The organism is Pedobacter sp. HDW13, from assembly GCF_011303555.1.
Taxonomy (GTDB): domain Bacteria; phylum Bacteroidota; class Bacteroidia; order Sphingobacteriales; family Sphingobacteriaceae; genus Pedobacter.
Genome location: NZ_CP049868.1, coordinates 303,386 through 325,540, shown reverse-complemented (window position 1 = coordinate 325,540; position 22,155 = coordinate 303,386). Strand labels below are relative to the sequence as shown.

Below are 22,155 nucleotides of genomic sequence, written 5' to 3'. Positions count from 1 at the left end.
ATGAAACTACGTGTTTTACAATTAAGTGCATTGGCTTGTGTGGTATCTGTTTTAATGGTAGCATGTAACAAGTTAGATCTTACGCCAACTAACGACTTAACGGCTGATAAGGTTTATACTACAGCTGCAGGTTACAAGCAGGCGCTGGCTAAAGTTTATGGTGCTTTTGCCCTTACAGGAAATGCATCTGTTGGCCAGCCAGATATTCCATCAGAAATTATTAAAGATGAAGGGAACTCTGATTTTTTAAGGCTGTACTGGAACTTACAGGAATTAACTACCGATGAAGCCGTGTGGTCGTGGAAAAACGATGCGGGCATTCAGGGATTGCACGAGCTGAGCTGGTCGTCAATCAATTCCATCATCAATGGATTGTATTACCGTTCTTTCTTCCAGATTACCTTGTGCAATGATTTTATTAATCAATCTTCTGATGATAACCTGAGTAAACGGGGCATAGTGGGAGCTGATGCAGACCAGGTGCGTAAATTCAGGGCCGAAGCGCGATTTATCAGGGCTTACCAATATGCGGTGCTAATGGATATTTACGGAAATCCACCATTGGTAACTGAAACCACTGAAATTGGCGGGAAAGATCTTCCGAAGCAAATTCAGCGTAAAGATTTGTTTACTTATGTAGAAACGGAACTAAAAGCGATAGAAAATGAACTAAGCGCACCAAAAGCCAACGAGTATGGTAGGGCTGATAGAGCTGCAGACTGGGCTTTATTGAGCCGGATTTACCTCAATGCCGAAGTGTACACCGGTACAGCCAGATATACCGATGCCATTACCTATTGCAATAAAATTACTGCTGCGGGTTATACTTTGCATGGCAATTACCGCGAACTAACCATTGCCGATAACCACTTAAATACCGACGAAAATATTTTTACAATTAATTATGACGGTACCAATACCCAGAATTATGGCGGTACAACTTATTTAATGCATGGTCCTGCAGGGGTACCAGCTGATGTTTCAGGTTCTAACGGTAACTGGGGCGGTTTACGCATTACCCAGCAGTTTGTAAATCTTTTTGCCGATAAAACAGGTGCAACCGATACCAGGGCACAGTTTTACATGTCGGGACAGAACATGGAGATAAACGATCTTTATACCTCTACCGATGGTTATTCGAGTACGAAATACCGCAATAAAACCCGTTCGGGTGGACCTGCACCGCACCAGGATGTGGCCAAAGATTTTTCTGATATCGATTTCCCGCTTTTTCGCCTGGGCGAAACCTATTTAACCTATGCAGAAGCTGTGTTGCGTGGTGGATCGGGTGGTAGTTTAGCTACTGTGTTAGATTATGTGAACAAATTGCGTACCCGCGCCTACAATGGCAGTACAGCAGGTAACATTAGCTCGAGTGCTTTAACCACCGATTTTATCCTGGATGAACGTGGACGTGAGCTTTGGTACGAAGCTTCGCGAAGGACAGATTTGATCCGCTTTGGAAAATTTACTACCGCTGCTTATTTGTGGGCCTGGAAGGGCGGTGTTAAAGCCGGTACTGCAGTAAACAGCAAGTATAATCTTTATCCATTGCCACCTACTGATCTTTCAGCCAATCCAAATCTACGTCAAAATACAGGTTATTAATTCAGCTTTAACAACATGAAAACGATATTTAAACTATTTGCGATTACCTTGCTTTTGGGCAGCATTTTGTTTGCCTGTAAAAAAGAAGCGAGCACCAATATTGTCAATCCGCCCAATTCAGCGGCGCTGGCTTTCAAAAGCTCTGCCTCTGCAGTGGTTTTAACTGCGGTAAACGATGCCGAAAAAGTAGTTACCTTTAATTTTAAGGCCGCTAACTTTGGTGTAAGCATCATACCTACTTATTCTTTAGAGTTCGATTTGCCTTCAGATACCGTTGGTGCCAATGCCTGGGCCAATGCTATTGTGGTAAAAATACCTGCCGGAACATTTGAAAAAACCTATTTAGGTGCAGATTTAAATTCGCTTGCGGGTGTTCAGCTAAATCTGCCTACCGGAACGGTAAGTACTTTGGCGGTGCGTTTAAAGGCAGAGGTTACTCAAAACACCGGAACTGCATCAAGCATCAAACCAATTTACGCTGCTTTAACCCTAACCCCTTATAAGGCAACAATCGAATATCCTGCCTTGCTGGTTAAAGGAGGTAATTCATGGAAAACACCAGCAACAAGAACCAATGGCTTGCTATTAACCTCATCAAAATTCAATTCGAAATATGAAGGTTACCTGAACCTGCCCAATGCCGATGGCTGGGGAGGAGACGGGTTTCAACTGGTATCGACAAAAGATGTTAGCAAAATTTATGGCTGGGGTACTTCAGCCACTACAATGAGCCTGGGTGGAGGTAATTTATGGCTTACACCAGCACCAGCATACATGAAGGTAAATGCCGATGTAGACGCTTTAACCATTAGCTATACACCTGTTAAGTTCTTTATTTCGGGCGATGATAACGGATGGAGCACTTCATCAACCCCAATGGTTTATAACGCCGGTACCGGTAAATGGGGGCGGCCAATGTAGCTTTAACCGCCGGAAAAACATTTGTTTTTACCTGTAACGGTGGTTACGACATCAGTTATAAAGTAGATGCCACTGGCGCATTGGTTTATGCCGGTGCACCAACCTGGGGCGGTATCAATATTCCGGTGGCCAAAACCGGGGTGTACACGGTTACTTTAGATTTAAGCGCCGGAGATGGAAATTATAGCTATTCAGTTAAATAAAATGATTATGTTAACGATAAAAAATATAAAACAGATGAAATGTTTTGCATTAATTGCCTTATTAATTACAGCCAATGTAAGCTGCAAAAAAACGGTTAAAGGTGAAACACAGCTTTATCCCACACCCGATCCGGTAGGAACTTATGCCAAAGGTGCCGATGTAAGCTGGATTACAGAAATGGAAGCTGCCGGTAAAAAGTTCTACAACAATGCAGGCGAACAGCAGGATATATTCAAAATACTGAAAGATAAAGGGATCAATACCATTCGCTTACGGGTTTGGGTAAATCCAGCATCGGGTTACTGCAATACTGCCGATGTGCTGGCTAAGGCGAAGCGGGCAAAGGCAGCTAACATGCGTTTGCTGATCGATTTCCATTACAGCGATTCGTGGGCCGATCCGGGCCAGCAAAATAAACCAGCTGCCTGGGCAACACAGGATTTTGCCACATTAAAAACTTCAGTGTATAACCATACGGTGGAGGTATTAACGGTTTTAAAAAACAATAAAATTGTACCCGAGTGGGCGCAGGTAGGCAACGAAACCAACAATGGCATGCTATGGAACGACGGAAAAGCATCGGTGAATATGAAAAACTTTGCTGATCTCGTAAGCTCTGGTTATAACGGGGTTAAAGCCGTAGATCCTGCCATTAAAGTGGTGGTACACATTTCAAACGGATATGACAATGGCTTGTTCCGCTGGATTTTTGATGGATTGAAAAATAATGGCGCCAAATGGGATGTAGTGGGTATGTCTATGTATCCCTCAGCCAGCGATTGGCCGGCAAAAAATACGCAGTGTTTAACCAACATGACGGATATGGTTTCGCGTTACGGATCGGAAGTAATGATTTGTGAGCTGGGTATGCCCGTTACTGATGCTGCGGTATGTAAGGATTTTATTAAAGATTTAATGGCAAAAAATAAATCTCTGCCAAACAACAAAGGCCTCGGCGTTTTTTATTGGGAACCACAATCATACAACAGCTGGAATGGCTATAAGTTAGGCGCTTTTGATGACACGGGCAAACCAACCGTTGCCATGGATGCATTTTTGCCTTAATATAAAGTTGGTCCGGATTTGTAATCCGGATCAGTTAAATACGGGATTTTAAATCCCGACTAGCGAACAGAAAATCATCTATTTATTTAAAGTAATTACCCTATACATGTTCCTTTTAAGAAAAATATTTTTTACCATTTTAGTGCTTAACCTTTTTTATATCAATGCTTTTGCACAGCGAACGGAGGTTTTGTTAGATGAGGGCTGGAAATTTTCTAAAGGGAATTTCCCCACTGCGGCCGAACCTGGTTTTAACGATACGCGCTGGGAAACAGTAAGTGTACCACATGATTGGGCTATTAGCGGACCGTTTGATAAAGAAATTGATAAACAGGTAACAGCAATTACCCAGAATAACGAAACCAAGGCAACTGAAAAAACTGGCCGCACTGGTGCTTTGCCTTACGTTGGCGAGGGCTGGTACAGGAAAAAGCTCAATCTGCCGGTAATTAAACCAAACCAAAAAGTTTTACTACAGATTGATGGTGCCATGAGCGAACCACGTGTGTACCTGAATGGAAAGCTGGTAGGGCAGTGGAATTATGGTTACAACTATTTTTATATCGATATTACCAATGCGTTAAAAACGAACGATAACCTATTAGCCATTCATTTGCAGAATAAGCCTAAATCATCGCGCTGGTACCCCGGTGCTGGTTTGTACCGTAATGTGCACCTCATTATCAAATCAGATCAAAGTGTCGATCAATGGGGCATTACCGTAACTACACCTGTTATTAAAAAAGAATTTGCGAAGGTGAACATCAAGACCAGGTTAACAGGCAAAGGCCTGCGTTTGGTTACGCAGATTTTGGATAGCTTAGGCCAGCAGGTGGCTCTTGATACCGCTAAATCAATTTTTGGCAACGAAGCAGAACAAAATATAGCCGTAACAAACCCACATTTGTGGAGTCCCGAAAGCCCGTACCTGTACACCGCGGTTTCGACGGTCTACGAGGGGAATGTGCCTAAGGATGTGGTGCGTACCCGGTTTGGGATCAGGGAAATTAAGTACACTGCCGGCCTTGGCTTTAGCCTGAACGGGAAAGTGCGCAAGTTTAAAGGGGTTTGTTTGCATCACGATTTGGGGCCGCTGGGTACTGCCATTAATACAGCCGCGCTTAAAAGACAACTCACTATTTTAAAGGAAATGGGTTGCGATGCCATCAGAAGCTCACACAACATGCCTTCGCCCGAGCAACTGGAGCTTTGTGATGAAATGGGTTTTATGTTCCTGGCCGAAAGTTTCGATGAATGGGCAAAAGCCAAGGTAGAAAACGGTTATCACCTGTATTTCAATACCGATGCAGAAAAAGATATTGTTAACCTGGTGCAGGCAACCAAAAACCATGCTTGTATTGTAATGTGGAGCTCGGGTAACGAAGTGCCCGACCAGTTTGGTGCAGAAGGAGTAAAAAGAGCGAAATGGCTGCAGGAGATTTTCCACCGCGAAGATCCTACCCGGCCGGTAACAGTGGGTATGGATCAGGTTAAAGCCACCATGCAGTCGGGTTTTGGCGCATTGATGGATATTCCGGGTTTAAATTACCGCGTACATCTTTATGAAGAAGCAAATAAGGTATTTCCACAAGGATTTATCCTGGGCTCAGAAACGGCATCAACGGTAAGTTCAAGAGGGATATATAAATTTCCGGTTGTAAAAGGATTTGATAAACAATATCCTGATTTTCAGTCCTCTTCCTATGATTTGGAATATTGCAGCTGGTCTAATGTGCCTGATGACGATTTTGTTTTGCAAGACGATAAACCATGGGTAATAGGAGAGTTTGTTTGGACTGGTTTCGATTACCTGGGCGAACCTACGCCTTACGACAGCAGCTGGCCATCAAGAAGTTCATATTTCGGGATTTCTGACCTTGCAGGTTTGCCTAAAGACCGTTACTATTTGTACAGAAGCCGCTGGAATACCACAAAACCAACCCTGCACTTGTTACCTCATTGGAACTGGGCCGGTAGAGAGGGAGAAACCACTCCGGTTTTTGTGTACACCAGCTACGATAGTGCCGAGCTCTTTTTAAATGGTAAAAGCCTTGGTGTGCGTAAAAAAGACAAATCTACACCTCAAAACCGTTACCGCCTGATGTGGATGGATGTTAAGTACGAGCCAGGCACTTTAAAAGTAGTTGCTTTGGATAGCAATGGAAAACCGGTAGCCGAAGAGCAAATCACCACGGCAGGTAAACCCTATAAAATTGTGCTAACACCCGATAGAAAGGAAATAAAAGCAGATGGTAAGGATTTATCTTTCGTAACCGTTTCGATAGTGGATAAAAATGGAAATCCATGCCCTACGGCGAGCGATCAGTTAAATTTTGAGGTAAGCGGAGCAGGAGCATTTAAGGCTGTTTGTAATGGCGATGCAACTTCGCTCGAGTCGTTCGAGAAACCTACTATGAAACTTTTTAGCGGTAAACTGGTAGTGGTGGTACAGGCCAATAAAAAAGGCGGATCGATAAAATTAAATGTGAAGGGAAAAGCCTTAAAGAGCGAGTCTTTGCAGATTGTTGCTGTGCAATAATAAAGCTGTTTTTACCCAGGATGACAATGCTTGTGCTGCAATCGTCATCCCGACATTGCTTTTATAATCTTTCATCTCTACAGATTTAGCTACGTTAAGCAGCCCTGGCCCTTGGTTGTATTACTTTCGATCGAAACGATTAGGGTTTTGTAAAAATAAAGTGGGCACACAATTTCTGCTACATTTTTGGGTTTAATGATAAAGGTTTTAATTTGAAAACTGAATGTATAGGTGCTGTTACAATTCACCACCATTCAGATAATTTTTTAAATTAGCATATATAAAAAAAACCTGATAGCTTATGGAAAAACTTAAAGAAGAAACCAAAATCAAAGCTTTCTTAAGCAGGATAAAAACAGAGTGGCCCGGAATAGTCGAGCGCTTTGAATTTAAAACAAAAAGTGTAATCTATGTTCATTTAAAAGAAGGCGTATCCAGCATGGATTTTTTGGGTAAACTTTCGCGACAGGTTGAACGTTTTGTCGATTTTACCATGCCAATTATCCTTTATCACATTGAAAGTGATGGCATGAATTTAAGATCGCATCCAATTAATTGGTATTCATCTCTTGCACAAAGAAAGGCGTGATAATCTTATTTTGGGATGCAATTAGGCTGATTTTTTAGTCGAAGGTGTAAAGATAAACTTTACAGTTGTGAAACTTTTTGCGCATTATTATCAATTTTATTTGCTTGTAATTTTGGTTTTTGGGTTTTAATCCTATTTTTGGGTCTTTAAATTTAAAAACATCCAGTATAATGAAAAACGGAACAGTAAAATTTTTTAACTCAGAAAAAGGCTTTGGCTTTATTAAAGAGGAAAGCGGAACTGAGATTTTTGTGCATGCATCAGGCCTGATTGACGAAATCAGAGAAAATGATACAGTTGAATACGAAGTTCAAGAAGGCAAAAAAGGCCTTAATGCAGTGAAAGTAAGAGTTGTATAATTCTTCCCCTAAAAAGATTTTGAGCAGGATTTAGTCCTGCTTTTTTTTTGCCTTATTTTTCGATTTTACCTAAATCCACTGCTATACACCTGAGTGTAGCCACACTCCATTGTTGTTCAGAAAATGAATAGGGGAGGTTGAAAAAAAATCGTGCTCATTTTTAACGAATTACCTTTTTTAACACTTTCTAGCGGCTTTTGTATAGTTGTTTTCTGGATTGGATTTTTATTTTTGTTACTGTCGATACAGTCGGCCGGAACCAGAAAAACTAAATATTTTTGCAACTTTCTATTTTTTCAGCATCTACGCCTGCCACATACAATAAACGTCTGGATGAAGGCACTTTTATGGCAGCCGCTCAATTTGTGATGGCGCTTAATTTTGCAACAGAATTTGAGCTTCTAAGCCTTTCGGCTATGAATGTGCAGGCTACCAATAAAAAAGGAGGACTCGTATTTGTAAGAAACGGAAAGCTGAAAATGCACCCCGAGATTTACGATCACCTTGCACTTATATCCATATCTTCTATCTGCGCTTCGAGTGTTTATGCTCACGGGCTTGACAAAATTTCGACGGAAATTATACACCTGCCATACAGCGATGGTTTATTGGATGTTAAGGGGGCAGAAGAAGATTATATGTCGTTTAAGCGTTTATGTAGTCCCGTTTGCAGGTTTTTCTTGCTTCATCCTAAAAAAGTGCAGTGGTCGGCTATTTTGACTGCATTCAGGTTCTTTTTAATGGATGGCATATGGGAAGTAGTTGCTTTTGTAGCTAAGGCCATTCATCAGGCCGATGCTGATGTATGTTCATGTGCACAACTGTTAGATGAAATGCATAAACAGGATTGGTATGCCGATTTTGCTGTATCCCTTCAAAATTTTCACCAATCCAGATACCCTTTAAGCAAAGCCAGCTTAACCGCTGAACTTCCTGAAATGGCGTAAATGGGGCTATTTTAAATAGTTTTCGAGCATTTCAAGAATTGGGTATTCTATACTTCTGTTGCCCATGTTATTCAATTTCTGCTGGGAAGAATTGTGTTTTTCGATATATGTGGCTTCTGTTTTGTTGAATTTTAGATAACCCTGTTCAAAATAACGTTCCTCTATCTCCGAAGAAGAATCAAGCGAACGGAACCATAATTTGATCAATGAGCCTGTCATTTTATCAAAATAAAGCCAGTGATAAGTTGCCTCCGCATCTGCATTTGGAGGTAAATCAAGACGTTGTATTTCTAGGATAACCGTTTCTGAATTTTGGAAGAAGTATAAAACCCTGTATTTAGCCGACATGTGGGCAAAAATAAGACTTAATTTTTGATCAGAAAAGGGAATTATGTTGTTTAGATTGAATTAAGATTAAGACATTTATTGTATAAAAATACAGATGGTCTGGTAATGAGGAGGGTACTAGCTTGCTTAAGGTTTAAGGTGGAAGTTTTAGGGTTCGCCGAACAAGGTTGAAGGTCAAACGTTTAAGCTTTAAGCTCATTTACATGTTTCATTACGATTCCCGCCTACACGGGAATGACGATCCGCTATATTAAAATAGCCCCTTATATGTACTTAGGTATCTTAGGTGGTAAATTTAAGCGCATTAATGTTTTTCGCCCTTAATTACTTTGAACAAATGAAAAACATGCGGAAATAAAACATCCATACTTTCTTCCACACCGTTTTTGGAGCCTGGAAAGGTGAGTACAAGCGTTTGACCAATAAAACCCGCTACGCCTCTGGAAAGCATCGCATAAGGCATACGCTCTTGCCCGTACTGGCGTGCAGTTTCCATAATACCCGCTATAGGCCGGCCAATTAAAGGCAAAATGGCATCGGGGGTAACATCACGTGGCGAGAGCCCGGTGCCTCCGGTAAAGATCAGCAACTGGTAGCCTGCATTGCTCAGTTCAGTGGCTTTATTGCCAATGGCTTTAACATCATCCGGTACAATTTCATATTGCCCGGTATCAATACCAAACTGTTCGAGACGTGCAATAATGGCCTTGCCCGAGCTGTCTTGCGCTTTGTTCTCATAAACCGAATCAGAGCAAACCACAACTGCAGCCTTAATTTCAGGAAACCGTGCATTTTTAAGGTCTGATTTGCCGCCCGATTTTTTAAGCAGCTTAATATTGGCTATTTCTATGCCTTTATCAATCGGCTTAAGCATATCGTACATGGTTAATGCCGCCACAGAAGCACCATGCATGGCTTCAACTTCAACACCGGTTTTATAAACGGTATGTACTTCAACGGTAATGACAACCTCCAGATCGATGATCTCGTAGGTAATAGCCGTATACTCGACCGGGAGCGGGTGGCAATCGGGAATAACATCACTGGTTTTTTTTACGCCAAACAGTCCGGCAGCACGTGCAAATTCGAATACATCGCCTTTGGGTATTTTACGTTGCTCAATGGCTTCGATAGTTTCCTGCTTCGATACTTTTACAGTAGCACAGGCAATGGCAATCCTTAAACTGTTTGATTTTTTTGTGATGTTAACCATATTAAATATTTTCTTTCCACTGGTGGGTTTCGTCTTCAAATATTTCTTTACCCCACACCGGTAACTCTGCTTTTAGGCGCTCCACCACTTCGCTACAGGCATCAATTGCAGGTTTGCGGTGCGCAGAAGAGGTAAATACAAACAGGCAGATTTCGCCAGCCTTAATGTTACCCAAACTGTGGTAAACGTGCATACAGTTAAGCGGGTATTTTGTAAAAACAGCTTCCCTTATCTCGTGCATTTTTTCGAGTGCAAGGGTTCGTAAGTGGTATATTCGATTGCCGAAACAAGTTTGCCACCTATTTCATCTTTCCGTACCTGGCCCATGAAAATACTGTGGCCACCAATACCCGTTTTACAGCTGTGTTTTGCAATGCTATCGGCAATAAAGGCCGGATCTATTTTGCCCTGTACAAATATGTTTTTGATCTTCTTTTCGCTCATGTTAGGGTCTGATAAAATAATCTCTCCATTTAACAATTCCGCCTTTTAAGCTGTATATTTTTTTAGTATTACCAAATTTCTCCTGTAATGCTTCGGCGGCGGCAACGCTTCTAATTCCGTGCTGACAAATTAAAACCACATGTTTTTGCGAAAATCCTTTGGTTATAAAGTTAGCCAGTTCAGACATGGGTACCTGTGTGAAAATCTGTTTATCCAGTACTGGTACTTCGTGTTTTTCGCGTACATCGATCAGTATTACCGATTCTTGTTGCCTGAGTTTGGTAAGCGTTGCTGTATCTATTTCTTCGTATCCGTGGGAGCTTCGCAGGTATCCTGATATTCCATAGTTAAAAATTCAGCAACGGTTTTGGGCAAAATATAGTTATTGGCCTGACTGATGCTGATGATGTATTGCTGGTGTGTAAGTAAATTGTAATTAAGTATTTTGTTGCGCAGCGACTCGCCCGTTTTGGTAATCAGTTTAATCGTTTCGGCTGCTGCCATTGTGCCAATTATGCCCGGTAGAACTCCTAAAACGCCATTTTCTGCACAATTTGGAATTTCGCCCTTGCCTGGTGGTACCGGAAAAATATCACGGTAATTGGTACTTCCGGCTAAATTATCAGCAGCATTAAATATGGCCAGCTGACCTTCAAAACCCGAAACGGCTGCAAATATCAAAGGTTTGCTCAGCAAGGCACAGGCATCGTTAATCAGGTACCTCGATTCAAAATTATCGGTTCCATCCAGAATATAGTCGTAGCGGGATAAAATATTGAGGATATTGCCTTTCTGCAGCCGGATAGGGTGCGTAACAATCCCAATCTGGGGATTCATTTCCTGCAACCTTTTTGCAGCTATCTCGGTTTTTAATTTTCCGATATCGGCAGTGGTAAACAAGATCTGGCGGTGGAGATTAGATAACGATACCGTATCATCATCCACAATCCCTAAATGGCCAATGCCTGCTGCCGCCAGGTACTGCAATGCCGGGCAGCCCAGTCCACCGGCGCCAATAACCAGCACCTTTGCTTTTAACAGCTGCTGCTGTGCCGCTTCGCCAAATCCTTTCAGAATAATCTGCCTGTTGTATCGTTCTGCACTCATTTCTTATTATCCTCCTGAAAAGGGCGGCATGATGGCCAATGTATCTTTATGGTTAATTGCGCTGTTATCTTGTACCAGGTGGTTGTTTAACGCAAATTTGTATTTAATATCTTTCAGCTTTGGAAACAGCGTTTCTAAATGTATTTTTAACTTATCGGTATCGGCAATTTCAGCGATATCAATTTTTTGATTGCCTATAAATTCTGCAATCTTTCCAAAACTGATGATTTCAATTTCCATGGGGCTAATTTACCTGTAAGATGTTGATTTTACTCAATCCTTTTACAAATCGCCTGCCAGTAGCAAAATCACTCGCTGTAATGACGGCAATATTACCTTTTTCGGCTTTGGCCGGATTGGTATCATAACTGGTTAAAACGAGTAACTGATTTCCGGTTGGGGAGTTAAAAATCTCGTTCCATGAATATACTACCTTATAATTATCAGTTGCGGTAAATACCAGATAAAACTCACTCAGTTTTTTAGGCGAATCGGTATCGATTTCTACTTTGGCCAGAATATCTTTTAACAACACCCCTTTAACATTTTTGATACTGCTTTTGCGCTGCATCAAGTGGTTAAAAACAGTAATACTATCTAAACTAACGGTTTGGTATTGTTTTAAATCAGAGAGGTTAACGGTTAAAGTGTTTTTAACTTTTCCTTCAATTGTAAATTGTTTGCTTTCCTGAGCTTTAGCTGTAAAAGTGGCAAATAGTAAGGCGATAAATAAATATTTCATATTAAGCATGGGTAAATAACAGTTTATAAGCGGCTAAGGCCAATACACAAGCCAGTACATTTTTTAATACGGTTTGAGGAAATTTTAGGGCTCCGAAATAAGCCCCGCATATCCCTCCTGCAAAGGCAACACCTACATAAGCCAGCATATGGCTGTTAAATTCAAAACCTTTAATTAACTGGCCACCCAAACCTGAAACGGAATTTACAAAAATGAAAGCTGCACTAATGGCTGCGGTTTGTTTCTGATCGGTCCATTTTAACAACAATAATATCGGCGAGAGGATAATGCCGCCACCAATACCAATCATACCCGATAACAGGCCGATAATGCCACCAATGGCCAGTGATAAAGGAACGTTTGAAGGTTTAAAATCTTTGGGATCGGTGTTTTTAAAAAAGAAAAAACGGATTACCGGAATGAGTAGGAGTATCCCTAATATTTTTTTATAGATGGAACTTTCAATTGCCATCATACCGCCCACAAAAGATAGGGGAATGGAGGCCAGGGCAAATGGCCAAAAGGTTTTCCATTTAAAATGCCCACCACGGTAAAACTGAATAAACGAGGTAGATGAAACAAAAAGGTTAAGCAACAGCGCTGTTGGTTTCATAACGGCAGGCGAAATGGCAAAAATGGCCATTAATGCCAGATAGCCGCTCGCACCACCATGACCTACCGAGGCATATAAAAAGGCTACGATAAAAAGTAAACAGTAAAAAAGGATTAAGCTCTCTTGCATAGTTATTGGGGTAAAATCAGAACGGTTACAGTTTCTCCCTTTTCGAAATTTTCTTGTGTTTCGTTAAGGCATATCAGACAATTGGATTGGGCAAAGGAGCTCAAACGGTACGATTCCTGTGCGCCAAGGGGGCTAACCTTTCCGTTTTCGTATTTGCCTTTAAGGAAATGGGTAAGTCCGGCAGGTTTGGTATAAGCATGGGTAAGCATGGCCTGCACTTCTGTTACCGAATTATTTTTTTGCGTGAGTGCCTTGATGGAAGGCAATACATAGTTGTAATAACAGCTTAACACCGAAGATGGATTGCCGGGTAAGCCAAATATTAATTTCGAGATATATGTGCCGAAGTATAACGGTTTACCTGGTTTTTGTTTTACTTTGTGGAAAACCTGTTTTACCCCACAACGAGTAGCGGCTTCAATTACAAAATCATAATCGCCTACACTCACGCCCCCAGTTAAGAGCACCAGATCGTTGTGGTTCAATGCTTTTTGAAGTACATTTTGCAGGATATCCAGGTCATCATCAGCCTCATAAACCGTAATATGGGTTATGCCTTCTGTCTTTAGTGCGGCAGATAGTGAATAGGAATTAGATTCGTAAACCTGGCCAAATGCAAGTGTTTCTCCGGGTTTTTGCAATTCTTTACCGGTTACAATAATGGCAATTTGTGGTAAAGGAAATACTGTGGCTTCGGTAATACCAATGCCTGCTAAAAAGCCTACTGCAGCGGGGTTCAACAAGTCGCCTTTTTTCATAGCCAATGCACCTGAAGCAATTTCAGAACCTATGGCGCGTACATTTAGGCCCGGCTTTAAATTAGCATCCTGTAAAGTAATTTTATCTCCTGTACGGGTAATTTTTTCCTGTATTACCACCGTATCGGCTCCATCGGGTAATGGGGCACCGGTAAAAATTCGGCTGGTTTCTCCTTCTTTAATGGTCAGATTTGTTGGGGTACCAGCCGCCATTTCGCCAATCAGTTGCAGTTCTTTTTCAGCGTCTGAAAATTTGAGCGCATAACCATCCATTGATGATTGTCTGAATGCAGGAATATCTAAATGTGCATAAACATCGGCAGCCAAAATATGGCCCGAAGCCTGGCTCAGCGGAATCAGAACTGGTGTTAAGGGTGTAATATTTTCTGAAATGAGGTCTTTTGCTGCTTTAACGCTAATCATGAATAGTTTATCCTCCAATGGTAATCATACTCCTGTTTTGAATGGTTGCCGCATCTATTTTTTCGAAATCAGGCACCAATTGACCGCCAAGGGCTTTTTTCTTGCTCCAAATAGACGCTTCAATGAGTGGGAGTACGTCTTCTTTTTTTCTGAGTGCTGTAAGCAAATCGGTTTCGCTATCCGAAAAGAGACAGTTTTTTAATTTGCCATCTGCGGTTAGTCGCATGCGGTTACAGGTATCACAAAATGGGTTGGTCATGGTGCTAATTACGGCGAAAGAGCCATCGTGACCGGGTATCATAAAGTTTTTGGCTGTATCGTGTGCTTCGCCCTTTAGTGGTAGCGCCGTGAAATCTTTTTCAATAATGGCTAAAATCTCGGCTAAAGAAAACATTTTGTTACTGGTCCATTTGTTGCCGCTAAAAGGCATAAACTCAATAAACCGCACCTGGATAGGGTTGTGTTTGGTCCAGCTGATAAAATCGATGATTTCGTTATCATTGAGGCCTTTCATCACCACCATGTTAATTTTTACCTTGATTTTGTGCTGTAAAAGCAGTTCGATATTGCTGCTTACCTGGTGAAATACATCTCTCCGGGTAATGAGGAAAAATTTTTCAGGTTGCAAGGTATCCAGACTGATATTGATGGATTTAATACCTGCTGCGATTAAAACGGGCAGCATTTCGGCGATACGCGTTCCGTTAGTGGTAATGGTTAGCTCAACAGGGAGTTTCCCGAGTGCGGTAATAATTTGCGCAGCATCTTTACGCACTAAAGGCTCGCCACCGGTTAACCTGATTTTTCTTACCCCATTGGCTACAAAAACTTCTGCCAGCTGGATAATTTCGTCCGTTTGCATCAATCGCGAGGCAGGAGTGAAGTCGTATTCTTCCTCGGGCATACAATAAAAGCAGCGGAAATTGCAGTTATCTGTGAGCGATATCCGCAGATAATCATGTACCCTTCCAAAAGAATCTTTTATCATTTGCCTTTTGTTTATTTAATTTAACCTGATTAATGGGCCGAATATACGGTTGTTTATAAGCCAATGTCGGGTTAGGGGGATAAAATATGGTAGCGAATTGCTAAAATATTTCATTAGCTACTGCTAATTTATGAATTATCTGTTGTAAAATAATGAAAATGCAGGCAAAAGAATGTAGAAAATGACAATCCGTTGTTAGGGAAGCTATTATACTGTGATTAAAACGGATCGGAATGGAAAACTTCGAGATGGATGCAGTTTAAACCGATGCTGTTAAACACCTCGGTAATTTCTTTTGTCCAGTCTTTGTTCGAATCTACACGAAGGATTTTATCATTGTCCCACAAATCGATATTCCATTTAATTTCTTTAAAGTAACGGTTCAGTAACGGACTAATTTTACTCAATTCGTTATCTGTGAATACATTTGTTTTGAAAACAGAGATCATAAAAGCAAGATTTAGGTTTATTTTATGCTGTAGACGGATGACTGGAGAAATTACTTTAAATCATTTTGTTTTTTTATATTAATTTAAATCTCATTCTCAAAACCCGAATTTATAATCCGGAATAATAATCGTAGCCTTGTTCTGCCCAGTAATCCCTTGGCCTGTTATTACTAAATGATATTTGCCCTATTCTTTTTAAGTTTTTAATGCCATATTTTACTGGTACAATGAGCCTTAGTGGTGCACCATGTTCTATACTTAGGCTTTTTCCGTTCATTTCGTAAGCAAGTAAGGTTTGTGGATGAAGTATGCTTTCTCTTTCTAGTCCTACATAATAAGCACCATTTGGAGTTTCTAAGCCCATATACTGCATGTGCGATTGACCATCTAATTTAAAATGTGTTAAAAAATCACTCAATTTTACACCTGCCCAGTATTGGATTTCGTCCCAGCCCTCTACACATTTAAAATCATAAACAATTTCAGTTTTGGGCAATGCCTTTATTTCTTCCAGTCGGATGTTTAGGTTTTTCTCATTTGTACATTTAACAATTAGTTTCCATGCGTTAATATCAAAATCTTTGTCATCTTCAATCCCAATTAAGCTGTTAACCCTGGGCGTGGTGGCCGCCAGTTCTTTTGGATAGGTTTTAACCAGATGATTGTTGCTAAACAAATTGCGGAAAAAAAGCTCTGTTTTGTTGAGCGCTCTTCGTAATGGTGCCCTTGTACCCGCGGTAACTCCAGGTGTTTCTTCTGGAGCATCTAAAAGCCATTTCCATCCTAAAGTTGCAGCTCCACCGAGAGCGAAAAAAGTCCCGAATGAAATAAAACTTCGGCGTTTAATTTTTTGCTCAATGGTTAATGGAGCTTTCAGTTTCTTTTTATGATCTGCTTTCTTCATCACTTTCTGGTTTATGGTGGATTGGTTGTTCTTTTTTGGACAATGGCTTTTTTTCTATCACTTCAAAACCGGCAACCACGGCACGGAAGTTATTCCATCCGGAAAGTACTACCTGTACAATATGAATGATAAAGAATAGCACATAGCCGATGGTTAAAGCAAAGTGGATAATTCTTGCAAAATGGTAACCCCCGCATAACCAACATAGCCAATATAGTTGTACAGGCTTGTAAATAGCCAAACCGGTTAATGCAGAGCCAATACCCATTAATATAATAGCCGAATAGGCAATGCGCTGGGCCGCGTTGTATTTTTTTTGGGGTGGAACGGTTTTACTGAGGTGAAGATCGTGCAAGAGTACTAACCAGGCCTCTTTAAACGAATTTTTATTGGGTAAAAGCTCACGCCATGAACCAGAAAAAAAGGTGTATAAGAGATAAATCAGTCCGTTGATAAGGAAGAACCACATAAAAAGAAAGTGAAATGCCATTCCTTCTGCCAGGCGTTGTGGAATATGAAAATAATTGTAAAACCACTCTGGGAAAAATTTAATCAGCGTAATACCGAAAACGGAAATCCCATAGGCATCGTTTGCCCAATAAATCAATAAACCGCTCCAGGTCATGATGGTCAATACTGGGAAATTCACCCAATGGGTCCATCGTATTAGCAAAGCGTGTTTTTCCTTAATTTCTTTCATAATGATTTGAAAAAATAGAACAGTGTAAGTTATGATGTGCCAATTTTTAAGCTTGGTCGTTTTTAACTGCTAATCCTTACAAGAAAAAAATAAAATATTTGTAAGGATATACGGATTTACCCGACTAAGCGATTAAGCAGTATATTTATGCTAGATACACACAACATGCAAAAAGAAATAGATCGCAATGTTAATCAGAAGTATACCGGCTCTGATCCGATTACCTGGGTAGAACAATATGCCGATTATCTTTATGGCTTTGCCATGTCGAGATTAAGAGATGAAGATGTAGCAAAAGATTTGGTACAGGATACTTTTTTGGCTGCCTTGCAACGTTTAGGTCAATTTGAAGGGAACAGTCATGAGAAAACATGGTTAACGGCCATTCTTAAAAACAAGATTGCCGATTTTTACCGAAAGCAGTTGTCGGGTACTTTAAAAGTAACGAATGCCGAAAATGAGCAAAACGTTTTTTTTGATGCAGAAACAGGCCATTGGAATGAGCATTTCAAGCCAAAGGCATTCGGCTTAGAAACGCACGACCCATTGATTTTAAAAGAACTCGGTAAAATTTTAAATGCATGTTTGGCCAAATTGCCCAGCTTATGGTTTTCGGTATTTGCCATGAAACATATGGATGACCTTGAATCGGAGCACATTTGCGCCGAGTTAAAACTCAGTTCGCCCAATTTTTGGGTAATTATGCATCGTACAAAATTAAACCTTCGGAACTGCCTTGAAAAAAACTGGAATTAACATGACTAATGCACTAAAAAATATTATTTACAACTGTAAGCAGGCTACTTTTTTAATAGAAAAAAGAATGGCTGGTAAAATTACCGCTTCAGAAACGGTACAGTTAAAAGTTCATTTGGCTGGCTGCTCGGTCTGCAGGCTTTATCAAGAGCAAAGTGTGCTGATAAACAGGTTGTTTACGGGTTTTCCGGTAAATGGTTTTAAGTTGGATGAAACTTTTAAAAATGATTTGGTTAAAAAGCTGGAAGCAGAAATGAATAAAAACTGATTTTTATTGTAAGGTATTTGACTTTGCTCCGACAAAGGTGTAAAAACACATAAAACATGAAAAATCAAATTTTAAAATCGACAGGAAAATTGTTTGTAGCTACTTTAGTTGTAGCCAATCTTTATTCATCAGCTTTTGCTGCTACCCAACCTTTGCAGGAAAAAGAAAAAATGACCTCAGTGAAGCAAGACAAAATGGGTAAAAGGAAAATGGACAAAATGGAAAAGGATAAAATGAGCAAAATGAAAGGTGATTCAGTGAAAAAGGTTAAAATGGAAAAGTCAAAAATGGCCAAAGACAAAATGTCGAAAAGTAAAATGTAAAAACTTTGGCAGGAAGGGGAAATCTTTCCTGCCTTTAAACTATTAATATTATGAAAAGAATTATACTATCCATAGCCTTAATTACAGCCCTGTGTTTGCAGGTAAAAGCACAAAAAGGTTTAACCCTTGGCTCAAAGGCACCACTGTTTAGTGGGCTAGATCAAAACGGTAAAACAGTGAGCCTAAAAAATGCACTTAAAACACACCGTTCAGTTGTATTGTTTTTTTATCGTGGGCAATGGTGCCCGTTTTGCAATAAGCACATTAAAGAACTTCAGGATTCTTTACAGCTGTTAACGAGCAAAGATGCTTATGTGATTGGTGTAACACCCGAAAACAAAGAAAATATAGCAAAAACAATAAAAAAAACTAATGCAGGTTTTTCTATTCTGCAAGATAAAGACGATACCATTATGACAGCTTATGGTGTAAACTTTATGATGGATGAAGCTACATTTACAAAATACAAAGGTTACGGAATAAATCTCGAAACCAATAATGGCAATAGCAGGCATACACTTCCGGTACCGGCAACCTATATTATCGATAAATCAGGGAAGATTAAATATATTCATTTTGACCCCGATTATAAAAAGAGAGCCTCGGTACAACTTTTGCTGAGCCAACTTTAAGCTTAAATGGCTTAGGTTTTTAAGGCCATTTTTAATTGATACTTAGTTTTTGAATACTCTTATCAATCATTTTTTTATCGGCTGCAGTAACTGCCAAATCAATCGCAGTTTTAAAATGCTTTAGAGCTTTTTGATCATCAATTCCAGTGTACAGATTGCCCAGGAGTGAAAAATAAAGGTGATTATCGTCTAGGTTCAGCTTTTCTGCTTCTGCTATGGCGACAGCTTTTCCATTGGTTTTGGCCAGGGCAAAAGTGCGGTTCATGGCGATAATAGGAGAGTATTCAAGAATAAGGAGCTGATTGTACAGTTGGAGGATATTTTCCCACTTTTCAGCGCGATCTGCTTTATGGGTATGCCAGTAGGCAATGGCTGCTTCGAGGTGATATTTAGTTAAGGTATCGCCCTTCGAAGCGCGGTTGAGGTAATAAATACCCTGTTCAATCAGTTCTTTGTTCCACAGTTTCTCATCCTGGTCTCCGTATAAAATAGGGGTGCCGTCGGCATCTGCTCGCGCATCAAATCTGGAGGCGTGGAAACACATGAGTGCAAACAAAGCATTGGCTGGAGGTAAATCGGTAAGGGGATTGCTGATTAACAGGTAATTTAACCGCATAGCCTCTGCACAAACATCTTTGCGGAGGGTAACGTCGTTCGATACCGAATAATAACCTTCTGAGAAGAGCAAATAAAGCGTGGTGAGTACAGTTTCAAGCCTTTGGTTAATGGCAGAAACTTTTGGCTGTTCGATTTTAATACCCGCCTCTTTCAGTTTCTCTTTGGCCCGTTTTAGCCTTTTGTAAATGGTATCCTTACCTGTTAAAAATCCATCGGCAATTTCCTGCACACCGAAACCGCACAACAGGTTCAGGGCCAATGCAATTTGGGCTTCTTTTGAAACGACAGGGGCACAGATGGTAAACATCATGGCCAGCTGACTATCGTTGATGTTTTTGTCTGATAAATCGAGATCTATTTCTGTCTCAGTCTCTGTTTCGATCTGGATCTGCTTAGCCAGTTTTTGCTCGAAAACAGCATGGTGCCTGAGGTAATTTTTGGTTTTATTTTTGGCGACAGTGTACAGCCAGGCAGTAGGATTTTCAGGAATCCCCTTCATGCTCCACGTTTCGGTGGCTGTTAAAAAAGTGTCGCTCACAATATCTTCAGCTGTTTCGATATGATCAATACCGAAGCGGTAACAGAGTACCGAAACAATTTTGCGATACTCTGTTCGGAATAAATGTGGTATAAGTACGCTCTCTTCCATGGATGGATTAAAGATAAGCTTTTTGGTTATATCAGTTAGGCCGTTGGTGTAACAGCCATTCTGATTTCCACATTACCACCCAGTTTTAATATCGGGCAGTCCTTGGCAATTTCTGCCGCTTCATCATAGTCTTTGGCTCTGATTAACACCAAACCACCAATCGATTCCTTAATTTCGGCATATGGGCCGTTGATTACATTTTTATCGGCATGTACTACTCTGCCTTCCAGATCCCAGCGTTGTAATGGCCTAACCAGTTTATCTTGTGCAGCGATACCGCCAAACCAATCCTGCCATTGTTTAATTGATTCCTGAAGCATCTCAGGCGAGGGCTGATCTTCGTGGGTAAAGGCCCTTCGGAAGATCAATAAAAATTCGTTCATGTTATGTTTTTTGTAAGTTTACAAATCATTTTGTTTCATGCAAAGGTCGGTGGAGACACCAACCTTTAGGGTAGTTCAGTAATTCCTTCCTACCCAAACATACCAACTTTGTAGGTGCCAACAGCATTCGGGAAAGCGATATTTAAGCGGTTCCAGGTATTGATGTTGGTTACCAAAAGGGTAAGTTCGATCATTTCTATCTCTGTAAAATGTGCTGCTGCTTCCTGATATACTTCATCAGTAACATGGCTGGCGGTAACTGCTTCGGCCCAGGCCAATGCAGCTCTTTCGCGATCGGTATAATAAGGGGCTTCTCTCCAGGCGCTTAAGCCGTAAAGGCGTTGCTCGGTTTCGCCGTTGGCGCGGGCATCTTTCGAATGCATATCGAGGCAGAAGGCACAGGCATTGATTTGCGATACACGGAAATCGACCAGTTCGATTATGGTAGGACCAATTGATGATTTTTTTAATTGCTGTCCCATTACAAATAATGGTTTCAACGTGCTCATTCCTTGTTCAAATAAATTAATTCTCTTTTCCATTTTGTTTTAAATTTTGATTGTTAAAACCTAATGACACGCGAAGGCTGGAAATTGGACAGATTTTTAAAATTTTTTTAATTAAAATTTTAAAATATTTATAAGTGTTTGATTATTAGTTGTTTATTTTTTTTATAAGTAAGCTGATTTTGATCTGGTTTTAGGGTTAATCCTCCGCAAAAAGACGGTTAAAATGATTTTCGAGGTGATTCCTCATCGCGTTGCGGAAAAGCTCAGGCGATCCGTTTTCTAAAATATCTACCAAACCTTTGTGAGAGACAAACTTGTGCAGTTGCCCTTGCTTTTTAAGCAAGCCACTGTTGTGCACAAAATCGAATATAGGCAGCAACATACTCTGGAATTTTCGGAGGGTTTCATTTCCGGTTATATCGTACAATTTACCATGAAAGGCAATTTCGTGTTCAATATTAAACAAATGATCCTGCGCCGCTTCTGGTTCGTTATCCACTATTCTTCTCAGTTCTTTTAAATCTTCGTCGGTAATGCGCTGAAATAAAAAATCGGCCATTCCGATTTCCAGCACCAGCCTAATTTCGAAAATCTCTTTCAAGGTGCCCTGGTCAAGAATGTGCGGGTTCATGCTTTTAGAAAGGATACCAAACAGATCGGGACTTGTAATTACAGCACCTTTTTTCTTTTTGGATTCAATTAGGCCCATCATGCGTAATCGCAACATGGCTTCGCGCACAACTGTACGGCTAACGCCCAACGCGGCACAAAGTTCGAGTTCGGTAGGGATGCTGTCGCCAACTTTTAGCTTACGTTCCTGCAAAAGTTGAACAAGCTTATCTTCAACACGATCTACCAACGAACTGGTATCCACTTGTTTAAAATCACTGATGCTATCCATTATTATGTATAATTTATTTTTTAACCTAAAACTGCCTTTGCGACCGCTTAGAGCACAAATATAAAG

28 protein-coding genes and 1 pseudogene are annotated in these 22,155 nt (G+C 40.6%); 12 read left to right on the top strand and 17 right to left on the bottom strand.

What is annotated here, in order from left to right; translation table 11 throughout:
• From G7074_RS01395 to G7074_RS01365, 8 genes are all read left to right on the top strand, one after another.
• The gene (locus G7074_RS01395; RefSeq protein ID WP_166206350.1) at positions 1-1,608 is read left to right on the top strand and encodes a RagB/SusD family nutrient uptake outer membrane protein; all 1,608 of its coding nucleotides are present in this window, start codon (positions 1-3) and stop codon (positions 1,606-1,608) included.
• 15 nt (positions 1,609-1,623) lie between these two features.
• Positions 1,624-2,529: a SusE domain-containing protein gene (locus tag G7074_RS01390; protein WP_240916443.1), complete on the top strand. Its 906-nt coding sequence runs from the start codon at positions 1,624-1,626 to the stop codon at positions 2,527-2,529.
• Positions 2,511-2,732 carry a hypothetical protein gene (locus tag G7074_RS26900; RefSeq protein ID WP_240916442.1) on the top strand — a complete coding sequence of 74 codons (222 nt, stop codon included), beginning with the start codon at positions 2,511-2,513 and terminating at the stop codon, positions 2,730-2,732. Before G7074_RS01390 ends, G7074_RS26900 begins: the two co-directional genes overlap by 19 nt.
• A gap of 7 nt (positions 2,733-2,739) precedes the next feature.
• On the top strand, positions 2,740-3,798 hold the full coding sequence (locus G7074_RS01385) for a glycosyl hydrolase 53 family protein (protein WP_240916441.1): 1,059 nt from the start codon (positions 2,740-2,742) through the stop codon (positions 3,796-3,798).
• A 106-nt stretch (positions 3,799-3,904) separates the two neighbouring features.
• On the top strand, positions 3,905-6,337 hold the full coding sequence (locus G7074_RS01380; protein ID WP_166206347.1) for a DUF4982 domain-containing protein: 2,433 nt from the start codon (positions 3,905-3,907) through the stop codon (positions 6,335-6,337).
• 301 nt (positions 6,338-6,638) lie between these two features.
• Positions 6,639-6,926 carry a hypothetical protein gene (locus tag G7074_RS01375; protein ID WP_124561220.1) on the top strand — a complete coding sequence of 96 codons (288 nt, stop codon included), beginning with the start codon at positions 6,639-6,641 and terminating at the stop codon, positions 6,924-6,926.
• A gap of 170 nt (positions 6,927-7,096) precedes the next feature.
• The gene (locus tag G7074_RS01370) at positions 7,097-7,285 is read left to right on the top strand and encodes a cold-shock protein (protein WP_124561219.1); all 189 of its coding nucleotides are present in this window, start codon (positions 7,097-7,099) and stop codon (positions 7,283-7,285) included.
• Between the two features lie 278 nt (positions 7,286-7,563).
• Entirely contained in the window at positions 7,564-8,232 is a 669-nt protein-coding gene (locus tag G7074_RS01365) for a hypothetical protein (RefSeq protein WP_124561218.1), read from the top strand.
• 6 nt (positions 8,233-8,238) lie between these two features.
• Here G7074_RS01365 and G7074_RS01360 read toward each other — a convergent pair whose 3' ends face one another.
• From G7074_RS01360 to G7074_RS01305, 13 genes and pseudogenes are all read right to left on the bottom strand, one after another.
• Positions 8,239-8,580 (bottom strand): hypothetical protein, encoded by a 342-nt coding sequence (locus G7074_RS01360; protein ID WP_166206345.1) that lies wholly within the window; start codon positions 8,578-8,580, stop codon positions 8,239-8,241.
• A gap of 304 nt (positions 8,581-8,884) precedes the next feature.
• The gene (gene moaCB / locus G7074_RS01355) at positions 8,885-9,793 is read right to left on the bottom strand and encodes a bifunctional molybdenum cofactor biosynthesis protein MoaC/MoaB (RefSeq protein WP_124561216.1); all 909 of its coding nucleotides are present in this window, start codon (positions 9,791-9,793) and stop codon (positions 8,885-8,887) included.
• A 1-nt stretch (position 9,794) separates the two neighbouring features.
• A pseudogene (locus tag G7074_RS01350) lies at positions 9,795-10,120 on the bottom strand (molybdenum cofactor biosynthesis protein MoaE).
• 118 nt (positions 10,121-10,238) lie between these two features.
• Positions 10,239-10,487, bottom strand: a complete 249-nt coding sequence (locus G7074_RS26895) for a rhodanese-like domain-containing protein (RefSeq protein WP_240916538.1) — start codon at positions 10,485-10,487, stop codon at positions 10,239-10,241.
• Positions 10,488-10,534: 47 nt separating this feature from the next.
• Positions 10,535-11,344, bottom strand: a complete 810-nt coding sequence (locus tag G7074_RS01345; protein ID WP_240916440.1) for a HesA/MoeB/ThiF family protein — start codon at positions 11,342-11,344, stop codon at positions 10,535-10,537.
• Between the two features lie 6 nt (positions 11,345-11,350).
• A complete protein-coding gene (locus G7074_RS01340; RefSeq protein ID WP_124561213.1) occupies positions 11,351-11,584 on the bottom strand; it encodes a MoaD/ThiS family protein in 234 nt (77 codons plus the stop codon).
• Positions 11,585-11,588: 4 nt separating this feature from the next.
• Positions 11,589-12,086, bottom strand: coding sequence for a molybdopterin-dependent oxidoreductase (locus G7074_RS01335; RefSeq protein WP_124561212.1), 498 nt, complete (start codon positions 12,084-12,086; stop codon positions 11,589-11,591).
• Between the two features lies 1 nt (position 12,087).
• A complete protein-coding gene (locus G7074_RS01330) occupies positions 12,088-12,828 on the bottom strand; it encodes a sulfite exporter TauE/SafE family protein (RefSeq protein WP_124561211.1) in 741 nt (246 codons plus the stop codon).
• Positions 12,829-12,830: 2 nt separating this feature from the next.
• On the bottom strand, positions 12,831-14,009 hold the full coding sequence (gene glp, locus G7074_RS01325; RefSeq protein ID WP_166206342.1) for a gephyrin-like molybdotransferase Glp: 1,179 nt from the start codon (positions 14,007-14,009) through the stop codon (positions 12,831-12,833).
• A gap of 7 nt (positions 14,010-14,016) precedes the next feature.
• Positions 14,017-14,997: a GTP 3',8-cyclase MoaA gene (gene moaA / locus G7074_RS01320; protein WP_166206339.1), complete on the bottom strand. Its 981-nt coding sequence runs from the start codon at positions 14,995-14,997 to the stop codon at positions 14,017-14,019.
• A gap of 218 nt (positions 14,998-15,215) precedes the next feature.
• On the bottom strand, positions 15,216-15,446 hold the full coding sequence (locus G7074_RS01315) for a hypothetical protein (RefSeq protein WP_124561208.1): 231 nt from the start codon (positions 15,444-15,446) through the stop codon (positions 15,216-15,218).
• A gap of 109 nt (positions 15,447-15,555) precedes the next feature.
• Positions 15,556-16,350, bottom strand: coding sequence for a molybdopterin-dependent oxidoreductase (locus G7074_RS01310; RefSeq protein WP_124561207.1), 795 nt, complete (start codon positions 16,348-16,350; stop codon positions 15,556-15,558).
• Positions 16,331-17,050: a cytochrome b/b6 domain-containing protein gene (locus G7074_RS01305; RefSeq protein ID WP_124561206.1), complete on the bottom strand. Its 720-nt coding sequence runs from the start codon at positions 17,048-17,050 to the stop codon at positions 16,331-16,333. The genes G7074_RS01310 and G7074_RS01305 overlap by 20 nt, the downstream gene beginning before the upstream one ends.
• A gap of 147 nt (positions 17,051-17,197) precedes the next feature.
• On the opposite strand from G7074_RS01305, the gene G7074_RS01300 reads away from it, so the two are divergent.
• The 4 genes from G7074_RS01300 to G7074_RS01285 are packed head-to-tail and all read left to right on the top strand — an operon-like array spanning position 17,198 to position 19,029.
• The gene (locus G7074_RS01300) at positions 17,198-17,806 is read left to right on the top strand and encodes a sigma-70 family RNA polymerase sigma factor (RefSeq protein ID WP_240916439.1); all 609 of its coding nucleotides are present in this window, start codon (positions 17,198-17,200) and stop codon (positions 17,804-17,806) included.
• 1 nt (position 17,807) lies between these two features.
• The gene (locus G7074_RS01295; RefSeq protein ID WP_166206336.1) at positions 17,808-18,074 is read left to right on the top strand and encodes a zf-HC2 domain-containing protein; all 267 of its coding nucleotides are present in this window, start codon (positions 17,808-17,810) and stop codon (positions 18,072-18,074) included.
• A gap of 56 nt (positions 18,075-18,130) precedes the next feature.
• Entirely contained in the window at positions 18,131-18,397 is a 267-nt protein-coding gene (locus G7074_RS01290; RefSeq protein WP_124561204.1) for a hypothetical protein, read from the top strand.
• A 50-nt stretch (positions 18,398-18,447) separates the two neighbouring features.
• Positions 18,448-19,029 (top strand): peroxiredoxin family protein, encoded by a 582-nt coding sequence (locus G7074_RS01285; protein WP_166206333.1) that lies wholly within the window; start codon positions 18,448-18,450, stop codon positions 19,027-19,029.
• A gap of 31 nt (positions 19,030-19,060) precedes the next feature.
• Here G7074_RS01285 and G7074_RS01280 read toward each other — a convergent pair whose 3' ends face one another.
• From G7074_RS01280 to G7074_RS01265, 4 genes are all read right to left on the bottom strand, one after another.
• Complete coding sequence (locus tag G7074_RS01280; protein WP_166206330.1) at positions 19,061-20,296, bottom strand: RNA polymerase sigma factor; 1,236 nt, start codon at positions 20,294-20,296, stop codon at positions 19,061-19,063.
• 35 nt (positions 20,297-20,331) lie between these two features.
• Complete coding sequence (locus G7074_RS01275; RefSeq protein WP_124561201.1) at positions 20,332-20,679, bottom strand: YciI family protein; 348 nt, start codon at positions 20,677-20,679, stop codon at positions 20,332-20,334.
• Between the two features lie 89 nt (positions 20,680-20,768).
• Entirely contained in the window at positions 20,769-21,221 is a 453-nt protein-coding gene (locus G7074_RS01270; protein WP_166206327.1) for a carboxymuconolactone decarboxylase family protein, read from the bottom strand.
• Between the two features lie 163 nt (positions 21,222-21,384).
• Positions 21,385-22,089 (bottom strand): FadR/GntR family transcriptional regulator, encoded by a 705-nt coding sequence (locus G7074_RS01265; RefSeq protein ID WP_124561199.1) that lies wholly within the window; start codon positions 22,087-22,089, stop codon positions 21,385-21,387.
• Positions 22,090-22,155: the final 66 nt, after the last annotated feature.